General features: G+C 58.1%; 13 protein-coding genes. 6 read left to right on the top strand and 7 right to left on the bottom strand.

The genetic code is table 11. From position 1 onward, the window contains the following. Positions 1–184 precede the first annotated feature (184 nt). The 6 genes from J2S32_RS08860 to J2S32_RS08835 all read left to right on the top strand — a co-directional run bounded on the left by J2S32_RS08860 (position 185) and on the right by J2S32_RS08835 (position 9,166). The gene (locus J2S32_RS08860) at positions 185–1,645 is read left to right on the top strand and encodes a multicopper oxidase family protein (protein WP_253520355.1); all 1,461 of its coding nucleotides are present in this window, start codon (positions 185–187) and stop codon (positions 1,643–1,645) included. Between the two features lie 12 nt (positions 1,646–1,657). Next, entirely contained in the window at positions 1,658–4,015 is a 2,358-nt protein-coding gene (locus J2S32_RS08855) for a heavy metal translocating P-type ATPase (RefSeq protein ID WP_253520353.1), read from the top strand. Positions 4,016–4,298: 283 nt separating this feature from the next. Then, positions 4,299–4,742 (top strand): CBS domain-containing protein, encoded by a 444-nt coding sequence (locus J2S32_RS08850; RefSeq protein ID WP_253520350.1) that lies wholly within the window; start codon positions 4,299–4,301, stop codon positions 4,740–4,742. A 99-nt stretch (positions 4,743–4,841) separates the two neighbouring features. Further along, positions 4,842–7,406, top strand: coding sequence for an NAD-dependent epimerase/dehydratase family protein (locus J2S32_RS08845; protein WP_253520348.1), 2,565 nt, complete (start codon positions 4,842–4,844; stop codon positions 7,404–7,406). A gap of 135 nt (positions 7,407–7,541) precedes the next feature. Further along, positions 7,542–8,204, top strand: a complete 663-nt coding sequence (locus tag J2S32_RS08840; RefSeq protein ID WP_185884339.1) for a peroxiredoxin — start codon at positions 7,542–7,544, stop codon at positions 8,202–8,204. Positions 8,205–8,764: 560 nt separating this feature from the next. Beyond that, positions 8,765–9,166 carry a hypothetical protein gene (locus J2S32_RS08835; RefSeq protein WP_253520346.1) on the top strand — a complete coding sequence of 134 codons (402 nt, stop codon included), beginning with the start codon at positions 8,765–8,767 and terminating at the stop codon, positions 9,164–9,166. A 363-nt stretch (positions 9,167–9,529) separates the two neighbouring features. Here J2S32_RS08835 and J2S32_RS08830 read toward each other — a convergent pair whose 3' ends face one another. The 7 genes from J2S32_RS08830 to J2S32_RS08800 form a co-directional block, all read right to left on the bottom strand. After that, positions 9,530–10,282, bottom strand: a complete 753-nt coding sequence (locus tag J2S32_RS08830; RefSeq protein ID WP_253520343.1) for an MBL fold metallo-hydrolase — start codon at positions 10,280–10,282, stop codon at positions 9,530–9,532. Beyond that, positions 10,279–10,722, bottom strand: coding sequence for a beta-lactamase hydrolase domain-containing protein (locus J2S32_RS08825; protein WP_253520341.1), 444 nt, complete (start codon positions 10,720–10,722; stop codon positions 10,279–10,281). Before J2S32_RS08825 ends, J2S32_RS08830 begins: the two co-directional genes overlap by 4 nt. A gap of 70 nt (positions 10,723–10,792) precedes the next feature. After that, positions 10,793–12,568: an FAD-dependent oxidoreductase gene (locus tag J2S32_RS08820; protein ID WP_253523027.1), complete on the bottom strand. Its 1,776-nt coding sequence runs from the start codon at positions 12,566–12,568 to the stop codon at positions 10,793–10,795. A gap of 53 nt (positions 12,569–12,621) precedes the next feature. Then, positions 12,622–13,326 (bottom strand): NAD(P)-dependent oxidoreductase, encoded by a 705-nt coding sequence (locus J2S32_RS08815; protein WP_253520338.1) that lies wholly within the window; start codon positions 13,324–13,326, stop codon positions 12,622–12,624. 119 nt (positions 13,327–13,445) lie between these two features. Then, a complete protein-coding gene (locus J2S32_RS08810; protein ID WP_253520336.1) occupies positions 13,446–13,934 on the bottom strand; it encodes a DUF6692 family protein in 489 nt (162 codons plus the stop codon). Beyond that, a complete protein-coding gene (locus J2S32_RS08805) occupies positions 13,931–14,395 on the bottom strand; it encodes a DUF305 domain-containing protein (protein WP_397489915.1) in 465 nt (154 codons plus the stop codon). The genes J2S32_RS08810 and J2S32_RS08805 overlap by 4 nt, the downstream gene beginning before the upstream one ends. A 56-nt stretch (positions 14,396–14,451) precedes the next feature. Next, entirely contained in the window at positions 14,452–14,838 is a 387-nt protein-coding gene (locus J2S32_RS08800; RefSeq protein ID WP_253520332.1) for a potassium channel family protein, read from the bottom strand. Between the last annotated feature and the right edge of the window lie 30 nt (positions 14,839–14,868).

The raw sequence follows: 14,868 nt of genomic DNA, 5'->3' as shown, positions 1-14,868 counted from the left end.
ATGCCAGCAGCCATGATGGGGATCATGGGTCTGTTCTGCTTATTGCTGACCATCCTTCTTGTGTTGGGCATCGCTGCGCTGATTAAATATCTCCGGAGCAAGTGAAATGGACCAGTGGGCGAACGCATCCAGCCTAAACCGACGTGCCTTGCTGGGACGGGCCGGCACAGCGGCTGCGGGCCTCATGGCTCTTCCCTTGTCTGCGTGCGAAGCGCGAAGTTCGCTGCTTGGTGCCGATGGGGCCGGAGCCAATTCGCTCGCCATTCCCAAGCTCGATCAGGGAATTGTCGAACAAGGCGAACGGGTCTTTCGACTGTCGATATCCGCAGGGCAGAAGGAATTCGTTCCCGGGGTCGTTTCGCCTACGATCGGTGTAAACGCGCCTTATCTCGGTCCGACATTGGAGATGCGCCGCGGCGAGCGCGTCCGGTTGCATGTCGACAACGGCCTGGACGAAGGAGCAACGGTTCATTGGCACGGGTTCGAACTTCCCGCCGCTGCGGACGGCGGGCCGCACCAGCTGATCCGCCCCGGCGCCCGCTGGAGCCCATCTTTCGAAGTTCGCCAGCGTGCCTCTCTCTATTGGTATCATTCGCACCTGCATCGCGGCACGGGACCGCAGGTCTATGCTGGTCTTGCCGCTCCGATCTATGTCCGTGATGATGAAGAGGGCGCGCTGGATCTGCCGAGCGAATACGGCGTGGATGATATTCCGCTTATTGTTCAGGACCGCTTGCTCGATAGCTCTGGCAAGCTCCTCTATCCGCAGAACATGCATGCGCAGATGATGGGCGTGCGCGGGGATCGTATCTACGTCAACGGCACGCATAACGCTGTGTTCGATGCACGCACTGGCTTGTTGCGTTTGCGCATCCTCAACGGATCGAACGCACGCTTCTATGATTTCTCGCTGTCCGGTGGTCAGACCATGCAGCTCATCGCCAGTGATGGTGGCTTGCTGGATCGTCCGCATGCGGTCCGCTCGCTCAGGCTCGCTCCGGGTGAGCGTGCGCAGATCCTCGTCGATCTTGCCGAGGGGCGCCCACTCAGTCTTGTGGCGACCAGTCCTGACAATTCGATGGGCATGATGGGCAACGGCGGCGGTATGATGGGCGGCGGCATGATGGGCCGACGCCGCGACGATACCGAGATGGACGAGCCGTTCCGCGTCCTCGATATCAGACCCTCTGACTCCTCGCCGCGAAGGAACCTGCCGTCGCAGCTTGCTGCGCTACCAGCATTCGACCCTTCACTTGCAGTACGAACCCGGCGGTTTGTGCTCGATATGGGAATGATGGGCGGCGGGATGTCTATCAATGGTGCCAGCATGGACATGAATGTCATCAACGAGCGGGTGCCCGTCGGTCAGTGGGAAATCTGGGAAATCGCCAATGTTTCGATGATGGCGCATCCCTTTCATATTCATAACGCGCAGTTCCGCGTGATCGACCGCAACGGCCGCACTCCGCCGCCATTGGAGACTGGTTACAAGGATACGGTCATCGTCGACCCGCGGGAGCAAGTGCGCCTGCTATTACGGTTCGAGGAACACACGGACCCGGGTCTGCCATATATGTACCACTGCCACATTCTCGAGCATGAGGATGCCGGAATGATGGGGCAGTTCGTCGTGGTGAAAAGCTAGGAAGGGCTGGTCATGAGCAAGAAAGAAAGCGTTATTGAAGGCACAGCGATCGATCCGGTCTGCGGAATGAGCGTTACAATCGAAGGCGCCAACTACATGGCCTGCTACGAGGGCTCTGAGCATTATTTCTGCTCGTCGCGCTGTCTCGACAAATTCGAGATTGATCCGGAGCTTTATCTCTCAGGAGCGCATCTCGACGCGGTGGAGGACGTGCCGGAGGGTACGATTTTCACCTGCCCGATGCATCCCGAGATACGTCAACCGGGGCCCGGGTCTTGCCCGATCTGCGGCATGGCGCTCGAGCCTGAAACCGTCAGTCTCGACGACGGGCCTGATCCCGAGCTTGTCGATATGCGTCGCCGCTTCTGGTGGAGTGCGCTCTTCACCATACCGCTGTTTGCGTATGCAATGGGCGATCTCATCCCAGGGATTAGTTTCGAACGTCTGATCGAGCCAGTCTGGGCGCAATGGGCTCAGTTGCTATTGGCGGCACCCGTTGTCCTGTGGGGCGGCTGGCCGTTCTTCGTTCGCGCCATCCAATCCGTGAAAACCCGCAATCTGAACATGTTTACGCTGATCGGGTTCGGCGTGGCGATCGCCTATTTCTTCAGCGTTGTAGCGACGGTAGCACCGGACATTTTTCCTGCAGCGTTCCGCGACCAATCAGGGCGCGTCGGCGTCTACTTTGAGGCTGCCGCGGTTATTACCACGCTCGTCCTCCTTGGCCAGGTGTTGGAGTTGAAAGCGCGTGGTTCGACTTCAAGTGCCCTTAGAGCGCTTCTTGAGCTTGCCCCGCCCAGCGCCGTCAAGATCTTTGGTGAGGGCGATGAACGCGAAGTTCCTCTCGATGAGCTGACAACAGGGGATCGCTTGCGCGTGCGGCCAGGCGACAAGGTTCCGGTTGATGGCGAAATCGAGGAAGGATCGAGTGCGATAGACGAATCCATGATCAGCGGCGAACCGCTGCCCGTGGCAAAATTCGCTGGCGACACGGTTATCGGTGGCACTGTGAACCAGACCGGCGGCTTCATTATGCAGGCTATCAATGTCGGCAAGGACACGATGCTGTCCAAAATCGTGCAGATGGTTGCCGAAGCACAGCGTAGCCGGGCGCCGATACAGCGTTTGGCCGATCAAGTAACCGCATGGTTCGTACCTGCAGTCGTCGTTATCGCAATCGCCAGTTTTATCGTCTGGTCGATTTGGGGTCCTGCCCCAGCACTCGCCTATGCACTCGTCAATGCCATCGCGGTCCTGATTATCGCTTGTCCATGCGCTCTCGGCCTCGCTACGCCGATGTCGATCATGACCGGCACCGGCAAGGGCGCGCAGCACGGCATTTTGATCCGTAATGCCGAGGCGTTGGAAACGCTGGAAAAGATCGACACGCTGGTAGTCGACAAGACCGGGACGCTGACGATGGGTAAACCCGACCTGGTGGCCGTTCATCCGGTTGAAGGCATCGATGAAACCGAGTTCCTTGCCGCGGTCGCGGGCGTCGAGATGGGCAGCGAACATCCGCTTGCTCACGCAATCGTCGAGGGCGCGCGGGCGCGCGGGGTGTCGCCGGCCAGCGCAACGAACCTGGCTTCTACCACGGGGGAAGGCGTCGAGGCGACTGTTAGTGCCCGCCGCGTTGCAATCGGCAACGAGAAGATGATGCGGCGTGTTGGGGTCGAAGACGAGACCTGGCTTGGCTCGGCGGAAAGCGGTCGCTCTCAGGGGCAAACGGTGATGTTCGTGGCGTTCGACGGGCGGCCCGCCGGTCGCATCGCCGTGGCCGATCCGATCAAGCCGACAAGCGCCAACGCCATCGCCGCATTACATGCGCGCAACATTCGCGTGGTCATGCTGACAGGCGACAGCCGGGGAACTGCTGAAGCAGTCGCGCGGGAAATGGGCATCGACGAAGTGCACGCCAATGTCTCGCCCGAAGACAAGCATCGCGAGGTCGAGAGGCTGAAGTCCGACGGACGCCGTGTTGCGATGGCCGGCGACGGGATCAACGATGCGCCTGCGCTGGCGGCTGCCGATGTCGGCATCGCCATGGGCACCGGCACCGACGTGGCGATCGAGAGCGCCGGCGTCACGCTGGTGCGCGGCGATCTGACCGGCGTGGTGCAGGCGATTGTCCTGTCGCGCGCGACCATGCGCAATATCCGACAGAACCTGTTCTTTGCCTTCGCCTACAACACGCTGGGCATTCCGGTTGCCGCAGGTGTGTTGTTTCCCTTTACCGGCTTGCTGCTGAACCCGATGATCGCTGCGGCAGCGATGAGCCTGTCATCGGTTTCGGTGATCGGGAATGCTCTGCGGTTGCGGGGCTTGAAGCTTCCGGTTCTTGGGGGCCAAGGAGTAGACAGAGCTTAAACCATTGGATCGGCCTCGCTGGGGACGGGCTATGCACGTGGCTGCTCTCGGGCAATCAATTGAAACAAACCCATGCTTAGTCTTTTCAGCCTTGGGGGTGGAAACCGACCTGGCGACGAATTGTTGGAAGAATGGAATCTCGCAAGCCGGCCTTGACCTTCCAACGATGGTAAGCACTAGGTTTGCAGAACCCGACGATTCGATGCGGCGGTCACGTCTCCCAAAGTTCCTTAGGCGGATGCGGCTTCCCATCGAACGGAACGCCAAACCTTTGGAGAAACAGATGAAAACCAGCGAAATAATGACTAGCGATCCGGCATGCTGCAAGGAAGACCAAAGCCTTCAGGACGCTGCCAGGCTCATGGTCGACAATGATTGTGGGCAAATTCCGGTCGTCGACGATGATGGTGGTCTTGTCGGTGTGATCACCGATCGCGACGTGTGTTGCCGGGCTGTGGGCGAGGGAATGTCGGCGGAGACACGCGTCGGAGACGTGATGACCCGGTCGGTCGTGAGCGTTACCCCCGATACCTCTCTGGAAGACTGTCTGGCGTCCATGGAAAAAAACCAGGTTCGCCGTGTCCCGGTTATCGACGATGACGGGAAATGCTGCGGCATGGTTTCGCAAGCCGATGTCGCCCGTACCGGTAACGATGCAAAGACGGCCGAGCTCGTGCAGGAAGTTTCCCAATCACGCGCAGATGGGAAATCCTCCGGCTGTTGTTAGGGCGACGATATACAGCAGCCGCTCTTTGAAAGGGGGCGGCTGCCGTCTGCTTCGTACGGAAGTGGAACATCTTCCGGCTATTAAATCGAGGGCACTCCCATGGACAGGCGTATCGTTCTGATTACTGGCGCGAACGGATATATTGGCCGCGCGCTGACGCAGCGCCTTGGCAGCGCATATCGCGTCATTGGTCTCGACCGGTCTCCCGTCGAGGACAATCCCGATCTCACAGCCTCCTATTCCATGGATCTCGGCGATGACGCGTCCGTGGCTGCTGCCCTCGAAAAGGTCAGGGGCGATTTCGGAAACGAGCTTGCTGCCTGTATCCATCTGGCCGCCTATTTCGATATCACCGGCGAGCCCAATCCTCTCTACGAGAAGGTCAACGTTGAGGGTTCACGCCGACTGATCACGGCGCTGCAGGCCTTCGACATCGAACAGTTCATCTATGCAAGCTCAATGCTTGTACACGAGCCCAAACCGCTGCCGGGCGTACGTATCGACGAATCGAGCCCGCTCGGACCAACCTGGCCTTACCCCCAGTCGAAAGCCGATGCGGAACAGGTACTGCGCGAGAACCGTGGCGACATTCCGGTTGTATTCCTGCGGTTTGCCGGGGTCTACGACGACGAGGGGCATTCCGCCTTTCTCGCCGAGCAGATTGCCGGCGTGTATGAGCACCGCGTGTCGGCGCATCTGTATCCGGGCATGTTGTGCGCTGCGCAGTCGGCACTGCATCTTGAAGATCTGACCAAGGCGGTCGAGCAGACTATCGCGCGTCGCGCTGACCTCGAGGGCGAGACGCCGATACTTGTCGGCGAGCCCGAAACGCTGGGCTACGCCGAGATTCAGGACATCGTCCATTGCCGGATCCACGGCGAGGAATGGACGACAGTGCGCATTCCAAAGAGCGTGGCGAAACTGGGCACGTGGATCGAGGAAGAAGTCCTTGGCCATGACGGATTCATCAAGCAATGGATGGTCGATGATGCCAATGCTCACTACATCCTTGATATCTCCCGTGCCCGGAACCTGTTGGGGTGGGAGCCAGAACATTCGCTCCGCGACACGCTTCCGACCATCATCGACGCGTTGAAAGCCGACCCGCAGGACTGGTACGAAACGAATAAGCTGAACACGTCCCGCGTGGCTTGGCATCCAAAGAGTTCGGATGCAGGGAAGACCGAACCGGCGCGGCCCCAATCGCATGACACCGATATGGCTCATGATGGGCACCAGATGGACGGCGACATGCACGACATGGACGGCCCCCAGCGTGGTACCCGCTGGACGCAGTTTGCTGTCATCGGGCTCGGCCTGTGGCTCGCTGCAAGTCCGGGTGTCTATGACGTCGTATCCGCCGATACTGCCCGTGCGTCGGTCGTAGCGGTCACTCTGGAGCGGGGTTTGCCATCGATCGAATGGCGGGCCAACGCTCTTGCCCTAAGCGATATGCTGAGCGGGATCGTATTGATGATCTTCGGCGCGATGTCGCTTTCGAAGCGCACCGCCTGGTTCGGACAGTGGGCGACAGCCTTCATCGGCATCTGGCTGCTTTTCGCGCCCTTGTTCTTCTGGAGTCCGAGCGCGGCCCAATATCTGACCAATCTGCTTGTCGGTACACTGGCGATCGCATTTTCGGTGCTGGTGCCAATGATGCCCGGCATGAGCATGGAAGGGATGATGGACAAGAAGTCCATCCCGCCCGGGTGGACCTACAGTCCCTCGACAGATGCCCAGCGATTCCCGATTGTTGCGATGGGCATTATCGGCCTGTTGATATCGCGCATGCTCACCTCCTACCAGCTTGGCCATATCGATGTGGCGTGGGAACCGTTTTTTTCCGGATCGCTCGCCGATCCCAAGAACGGGACCGAGGAAATCATCACTTCGGATGTATCCAAGGCCTGGCCGATCCCGGATGCCGGGCTTGGCGCGGTCAGCTATGTGCTCGAAATCCTGATGGCGGTCATGGGAACCCGCGCGCGCTGGCGCACGATGCCGTGGATGGTCACCTTTTTCGGCATTCTGGTCATTCCGCTGGGCGTGGTCAGTATCTACTTCGTGATCATTCAGCCGATCATGATCGGAACGTGGAGTACGCCGGCTCTGATCGCTGCCCTTGCGATGCTCATCATGATCCCGTTCTCGCTCGATGAGGTCATCGCCATGGGACAGTATCTCTACTGGTCGAAAAAGGAAGGCAAACCGCTTATCCGAACCTTCTTCAAGGGCGGCGCAGTGTCACACGGCGAAATCGACGATACCGACTATATGACCGATGCGCGCTCGATCTGGAACAACACGGTGCGCGGCGTGACCTTCCCCTGGACCCTGATGGCCAGCACGGCTCTGGGAGCCTGGCTGATGCTGACAAGGATCACGCTTGGCAGCGAGGGCGCGATGGCTAACAGCGATCACGTGGTGGGTGCTTTGGTGATTACGGTGGCAATCATCGCGACTGCGGAAGTCGCGCGCGCCCTCCGCTTCATCAATGCTGCATTCGGTGCCTGGCTTGTCGCGGCGCCATTCCTCCTTGCGGGGGCGTCGTCTGCCGGAACGGTGGCGTCGGTTGTGGCCGGCCTGCTCTTGATCGGACTGAGCCTGCCTCAAGGCAAGCGTAGCGGTGAGCATTATGCTGGCTGGGATCGGTTTGTCGTATGACCGGTTGACCCGAGCAAAGCGGATCTGGTGCCCATCTTTGAGGAACAGGATGAAGACGAGGTCGGACCCGCATTCTTCTCAGAGCATCGCTAGTAATGAGCCCTGAGTTCCCACAAGATAAATAGGAGTATCTACATGACCCTTTCAATTGGCTCGACAGCCCCCGACTTCACAGCTCAGACCACACAAGGCAGCATTCACTTCCATCATTGGATGGGTGACAGCTGGGCAATCCTCTTTTCCCATCCCAAGGCATTTACACCGGTTTGCACGACCGAGCTTGGTTACATGGCCGGGCTCGGCGAGGAATTTGCCAAACGCGGCACTAAGATTATCGGCCTGTCGGTCGACAGCAGCCAGGATAATCGCGATTGGCTTCCCGATATCGAGGAGGTGAGCGGAAATAAGGTCGACTATCCCGTGGTCGGCGACAGCGACCTTCAGGTCGCCAAGCTTTATAACATGCTGCCGGCCGACGAAACGGGCAATGCGGAGGGGCGAACCGCAGCCGACAATGCCACCGTCCGCGCTGTCTATATCATCGACCCAGACAAGAAAATTCGTGCCATGCTGCTTTATCCGATGAGCAGCGGGCGGAATTTCGATGAAGTGCTCCGGCTGCTGGATTCGGTTCAGCTCACCGAACGCAAGGGCGTCGCGACGCCGGTCAATTGGCAAAAAGGTGATGACGTGATCATCCCGCCTTCCTTGTCGGACGAGGATGCGAAAGCAAAATACCCTGCTGGCTGGGACGAAAAGAAACCGTATTTGCGCGTGATCCCAGAACCGCTCGACTGATTGAGCGAGCAGGTGACCGGCGATTGAGTGTTGGCGAGAATGCAGCATGCTCATGCTAAGTTTTGCGTGCGTCGCCACATCTACGAGTGGATCTATCCGTTCGAATTATGGATTTGCAAAAAACGTGAACGCTCAGGTGCAGCGAACAACCAAATCCGTTCCCGGCCGGATTGCTCCTCGTTAATAGAATGGCGGCCCCGTCTCCCCCCGAGCCCTGCGGGTCGCAGGTGTCCCGGGGCCGTTCAGGAACCCCGCGCTTGACCCAACCCTGGGCGCGGGGTTCCGTCTTTCTGGTACAATGGGTGTTGGGCGCAGCTATGCTGGCCAAAGGACTGCGGTGTCCAGCAACCTAGGACACCAGGGCTGCGTAATGCGGGCTTCAGGAGCTGCCAGAAAGTTGGGACGCAATTGACCTCGACCTTCAATTGGTTGAAGGCTATGCCACATTCGCGAAATACGAAGAACCCTTGCTTGGAAAGCCTCTGGTCGAAAGAGTACTATGGCAGATCTATTTAAAGATCACATGTGGTTAAGGGCCGCCCGTGGCGACTAGTCGTTCCATGGCTAAACAGATTAATGCTGTCGAGACATTTCCTTTGAATGAAGGCAAGACCGCCTTTGTGAGTGTCATAAGCAGTTCGGCTGCTGTTTTGGCAGCTTGCTCTTGCTGCATTCTACCGTTGGTGCTGGCCGCTGCCGGATTAAGTGCGAGCTTGAGCAGTATTTTGACGCCTCTGGGCTCGCTTCACTGGCCAATGACCGCCCTTTCGATGATTGCGGTGGCGGCTAGTTGGCTCATTTTTCTACGGAAATATCGGCGCAAATGTCATTGCGATTCCCAAGCCGCACATAAATGGTTCTTGAACCCTCAGATAATTATGCTCCTAGTTGCAACTGCGTTGACCTTCATCGCTGCCGCTTGGGGCTTGTTCGAGCCAACTCTTATGAAAGCATTTATGTAGTCTCATGCTCTGAGAGAACGCCACTCGCATGTATGCTCCGTTTGATGCGATAGCTGAAGCCAGCGTAGAGATTCGATGGGCCATTGCGCAACGATGGTTCCAGACGCTTTTCGGCCTGCCATGTGATGCAGGCTGATGCTGCCTGGCAAGGTTTGAGGGGAAGCGTTTCCGTTATCGAGCGGATCCAAGGCGATCTTGATTTCGACGGATTTGGAAAAACTCATCGATCCCGAAGCATAGCAGTTCGATTTGCCATCCAGACATGGTTCTGGTGATCGTCTCCCAGTTCGATCAAATGATGGGTGCGCGCGGATAGCGCGCAATAACCGGCGCAGGCTTTCGTGCGATCTATGGCAGGCCAACCTATCCCTGCGGCGACTTCCCGCCGAGCTCATGCAATTGCTCAACCGCTTCTTCGACGCAATCTCCGCATTTCAGATTGGCAGGCACGGCCACGTCGATCTTCTTGGGATAGGGCAGGTCAAGATCGGCCATGATTTGCTGGAATTCGGCAAGCGAAACATCGTCATTCAAGCGGGGATTGCGTGTGCGTTCCTGCATGATCGTCGAAACGCGGCGACCAGAATAATCATGAGCTGGATAGACCAGCGTGTCTTCCGGGAGGGCGAACAGCTTTTCGCGGACAGACCTGTAAAGGGTTTCGGAATCGCCGTTCTGGAAATCGGTGCGGCCGCAGCCATCGATCAGCAGCGCGTCACCTGAGAAGATCTGCCTATGCCCGCCCTGCTCTATCAGATAGCAGTGATGCTTGTCAGTGTGGCCGGGTGTAAACAGCGCGCGGATGGTCAGGTCGCCTACCGCTAGGGGCGCCTCTTCGCTCACTTCCACATCCGCACATGAGATATTGTCATCGACAGGGTAAGCTACCTTGCACCCTGTCAGACTGCGCAGTCGGCATGCACCCGTGATGTGGTCAGCGTGGATATGCGTGTCGAGCGTGAAGGACAGGTTGAGACCCAATGCAGCGACGGCTTTCAGATCCCTGTCGTACGTCTCGATGACGGGGTCGAGCAGAACCGCCTCACCCGTGTTCTCGCATCCGATCAGATAGGTATAGGTAGAGGACTCCCGCTCGATAAGCTGTCTGAAAATCACGCTTGGGCCTCACTTTCTACGAGCATTGGCGATAGCTCGGCTTCGCTGATGTCCAAGCCCGATTCCCGCCCGCGATCCGCAGCGGCGGATGCACCGCAATTGTGCTGATGCGCCCACGATACAAGCGCCATCAAGCTGGCCCGGCGGCCACTTGCACAGTGAATGGCCACGGGACCGGGAAGCTGTTCGAGCCGAACTGCAAGACCCTTCGCCTTCGCCGCCGTCAGATCGGGCGGCGAGACGGGATAGTGAAGATATTCGAGGCCAGCTTCGCGCACTTCTTCCGCTTCGGTCTGCGGGCTAAGCTTTTCCCCTTGCTCGCCTGCCTGTCTGAGATTGACGACAGTCTTGAAGCCAGCCTCTGCAAGATTTTGCATGTCGTGCGCTTCAGGCGGAAAATTCAGTACTGAAAGGTCATTGTCAATCTTGACGCGATCCATGGTGGCTCTCCTCTGAGCGTTTTAGTCATATCTTTCGAACCTATGCCTCGCAGCCGGGTTCCGCTTACAATCAACTCCGCACAATCAGCTCATACAAACCGATCACGAGGACAGCGCCGACGAGTGCTCCGATCACCGACAGCACATGTGGCAGCCGCAGGGCAAAAAATGCATCGTCAATCCATGATGTGAACTTGAGCGCGAGAGGCTTGTGCTGCGGCTTAACGACTACTTCAGGCTCGAAGATTTTCGCCGCGCGGCGACCGCTTTCGACCGCTCCCTCGATGCTCCAGATATCCGCCTCGGTGTCCGTATGGGCACCCGCCAGGACGAGGTTTGGTATCGATGTCGCCTGACAGGGCCGATGGTCGCGGGTGTTCGTGGTGGTCACCCATTTGGGCTGCTCTGGCCTGATGCCGGAAGGGTCGAATTCCCATTCGTCCCAGACTTCGGTCTTGAGGATTGCAAACTCCTCCATTCCGCGACCGCCATTCGTCCTTCGAATCATTCCGTCCAGCACTTCCGATGCGCGTATCTGGGCGAGAACTTCGTCGATAAATTCGCTTTTGGTACAATTGCGAAGCGGCTTGCCGTGGATTATTCCCGGAACGGTCGCAACGCATGCGGTACACGTCCAGAGCGATTGCACCTCCTCGCCTAGATCGATGTGGGAAGGCCACGATTGCTCATTTGCGAACAGCGTGATGTTGAAGGGAGAATCAGTCAGCGCGATCGCGGTGCGTTCGCGCGGCCAGGCCATGCGTTCAGCGAAGGCGATACGAAAGGAAACCTGAGTGTGCGGGCCGTCCTCGATTAGCGGCCTCAGTTTCGCCAACTGGGGGTCAACCAACAAAGCGGGCGTTCGCTCTACGATTTCGGCAGACGAGAACGGAGTGCTGGCCAAGACGTATATATCCGCACGCACTCCATTGCCTGAAGATAGGCTTGCGCCGGTGATCCGCGCTCCATCAAACTGAAGCGCTTCGAGGGGTGCCCGCCAGTGAAACGCTACGCCGCTTTCTTCCAGATGCTCGACCCAATTGTCGAACCACACTTCATTGCTCGGCCCCTTGAGGAGCGACCATCCCCCCATCGATCGGTGTTCCCAGGCCGCGCCGTTTTCATCGGCGGGATGCTTGTGCGCAGGACCCGACCTGATGTTGCGCCCGAAAAATAGACCGACATGGTGCAGGGACGCGTAAGGCCAATCTGCACCGATCCACGGCCCGAACAGAGCCTTCCAAGTTTTATGACCTGTCAAGGTCATGCGTGGCTGCCAGTAGGCTGCCGCATTCGTCTGAGCATACCGGTGTTTTGACCGCTTGTTAACGGACCAGGCCTTGAGGATGCCCCAGGCGAGAGAAACCTTGTCTGATAGCGACATGCGAAATGCGCCCGGCTTTTCAAAGAAAGCGGCTATTTTCTGGTCGTCATTAAACCTGTTCGGGACAACCGCATATTCCATCGGCCTCGACAGAACGCGGTCATACAGTGATGCCTCGTCATCAAAGGGTATCTGGCGAAGAACGTCGAAGGTGTTGTGATACCAAGGACCAAAGCCATGCCACGAATATTCGGTCGGCAAGTTGTCGGTTTCACGGCGGGTACTGCGAAAAAAACCACCGGCGGTGTCGTTGCGTTCGTACACCGACACCTCGTATCCGCGCCGGACAAACTCATGAGCTGCTGTCAGGCCGCCAACACCAGCGCCAAAAATTGCTACCTTCCTGGCCATTATATTTTCCCTTTTGCCGGTAAATTTCTTTTTGCGAGCATTAATAGTCTTTGGAAAAGCGGTGGCTGCGTTTGTCTCCTTGTCACTTTTGGATGCTACTGCATGTTGCATGGCCAACAGCCGGGATCCTCTGGCCGATTGCGCTTCGGTTACTGGTGGGCTGTTCAATCCAACTCGAGTTCTACTTTGAGGGCACTCATCTCCTCAAACCGCTCCGCTTCGGGTCGGCCGATTGCGGGCTTCGCCTTCAGCCAGGTTCCCTCGGCTACGAATTCGATGAGGCTTTCAGCAAGGTCGCCGTGGCGGCACCGGAAACAACGTTCTGCCAAGCGCTCGTCCGTTATGATTGCTTCACCCGTATAGGGTTCATCAAGCAGCCAGCCGGGGCGCGCGGAGGTCCAATCGAGGCCGACTTCCTGCTCGAGCATGTCTTCCATGGCTCCCATCTGTTCGAGTATGTTGAACAGGGCGGAGCGCGCGGTGAGCTCAAACCATGCTGGTATGCTCGGCTGGTGTACGACAAACGCAGCCGAGATCACGACAATCCGTGTGATGTCGGTCTCTCGCATGGCCTCCAAAAGATGGCGCGTGCCATCGGTGTAAAGAGGTGGCGGATCTATGGCGGTTGAGGGACTGAACCCGATCCCCAGCGCGGATATCACTGCGCCGCAACCCCGAAGCTGGTCGGCGAAGGAATCCTTGAGCACATCGCACTGGACGTATTCCACCCCTTCTACGCGATCACCTGGCTCGGGTAGATTGTGCTCGAAGGCGCGGACTGCGAGCCCGCCCTGCCGGGCGCGGTGCAAGACTTCGGTTCCGGCTTTGCCGCCGGCTCCGAAGACGGCGATGGGTGACGAAATGCTCATGAGCTCATGTCCGCGGTTTGAAGTTGATTGATCCAATCCGTGCAGCACTAGAATGAGTTTCTGCACGTCCTTGCCGGACAGCGGACACCGGACGTGACCGGTGTCCGCCTATCCGTTTGTCAGGCGGGATCGCCGCTGCAGGTCGTGTAGCCCCAGAATCCGAGCTCGTCTTTGGCTCTTGGGGCCGCGACGATCAGCTCCTGCATCTGCAGTCCGGCAGTGCCCTCGTCGTCTAGCACGCGGATCTGGATACGCAGCTCCCCGCTTGCATAGCTGTCGGGACCGCTCGCGGTGACCGGAATGAGCTTTCCGTTAATCTTGATTGCGCCCCGTCCGTTGCCATCGTAAACGAAAGATGGGAACGCCACTTCGGTCAGCCGGAACTGGCACGAATTTTCCGCGCCGAGCGCAGAAAGGTCAGCATCGGTCATCGTCTCGGGAAGCATCAGGCCGGGACTCAGATTGGCAAGAGCGCTGGCCGCGCTCTCGATCGGGGCCGCGGTTGCAGGCGGGTCCAGCTGCGCTTCACGGTCGTTTCCAGGTGCGGTGTTCGAATTGCAGGCGGCGAGCGGCAGCGCGAGCACTGTCATGTATGCGAACTTGTTCATTGTTGCATCTCCTCTGGCAGGCGTTCTTCGGTCCTTGGGCCGTTCTCCTCGATATCATCGATCAGATATTTCATTTCAGCGATCTCACGGCGCTGCGCGACGATGATTGCCTGCGCGAGTTCGCGCACCCGGGGATCCTTCAGACTGGCGCGCTCGCTGGTCATGATGGCGATCGAGTGGTGCGGGATCATTGCGGCCATGTATTCGGTATCATCGACCGTCGTCTGGCTGCGGACCAGCCACAGCGCCAGGGCCATGGTGATCGCGCCGACACCCAGAATGATGAAGTTCTTAGTCCGGTCCTTGTACATGCCCCACATGAAAAGGAGCATCACGATCATCATCGCGCCGCCCATGACGAACATCATCCAGAAACGCGTTTCGCTCCAGAACAGGTCGTCGGCATCGAAGCTGTTGGTGTACATCAAGAAAAACATGATGACGGTCGAGGTCGAGACCATCGCCATGAAGCGCCAGTAATTGCCGCCCCCTCCCTTGTCCGAATGTGAATCTTGGCTCATTTACCTTCTCCTTCCTTCATCATTTTCCAGAAAAGCTGCGCCGAGCAGCTGATAAGCGCGAACCCGGTCAGGGCTTCGATCCCTGCGATCACCCGCAGGTGATCAGTTGGATAAATGTCGCCCAGTCCGAGTGTCGTCAGATTGATCAGCGAGAAATAGAAATAGTCCATCCAGTTCATGCTGGAGGTTTCGTCGAAACTCCCCAGACCCCATTCGGCGCCCAACCAGAAGCCTACTGCAAACAGGACAGCGACGAGCAGGTGCGAAAACAGCACCAGGAGGGATATGGTGAGCTTTGCCAAGAGATCCTGACGCTCGCTCGCAAGAGAATGACCGACACCCAGGATCGAAAGGTGCGCGTAAATGGCGACCAAAAACAACACGATACCAAGGAGTAAGGCGGCTATGATGTG

Origin of the sequence: Qipengyuania citrea (genome assembly GCF_024171405.1) — a bacterium.
Lineage (GTDB): Bacteria > Pseudomonadota > Alphaproteobacteria > Sphingomonadales > Sphingomonadaceae > Qipengyuania > Qipengyuania profunda.
This window is presented reverse-complemented; position numbering and strand designations above follow the sequence as displayed.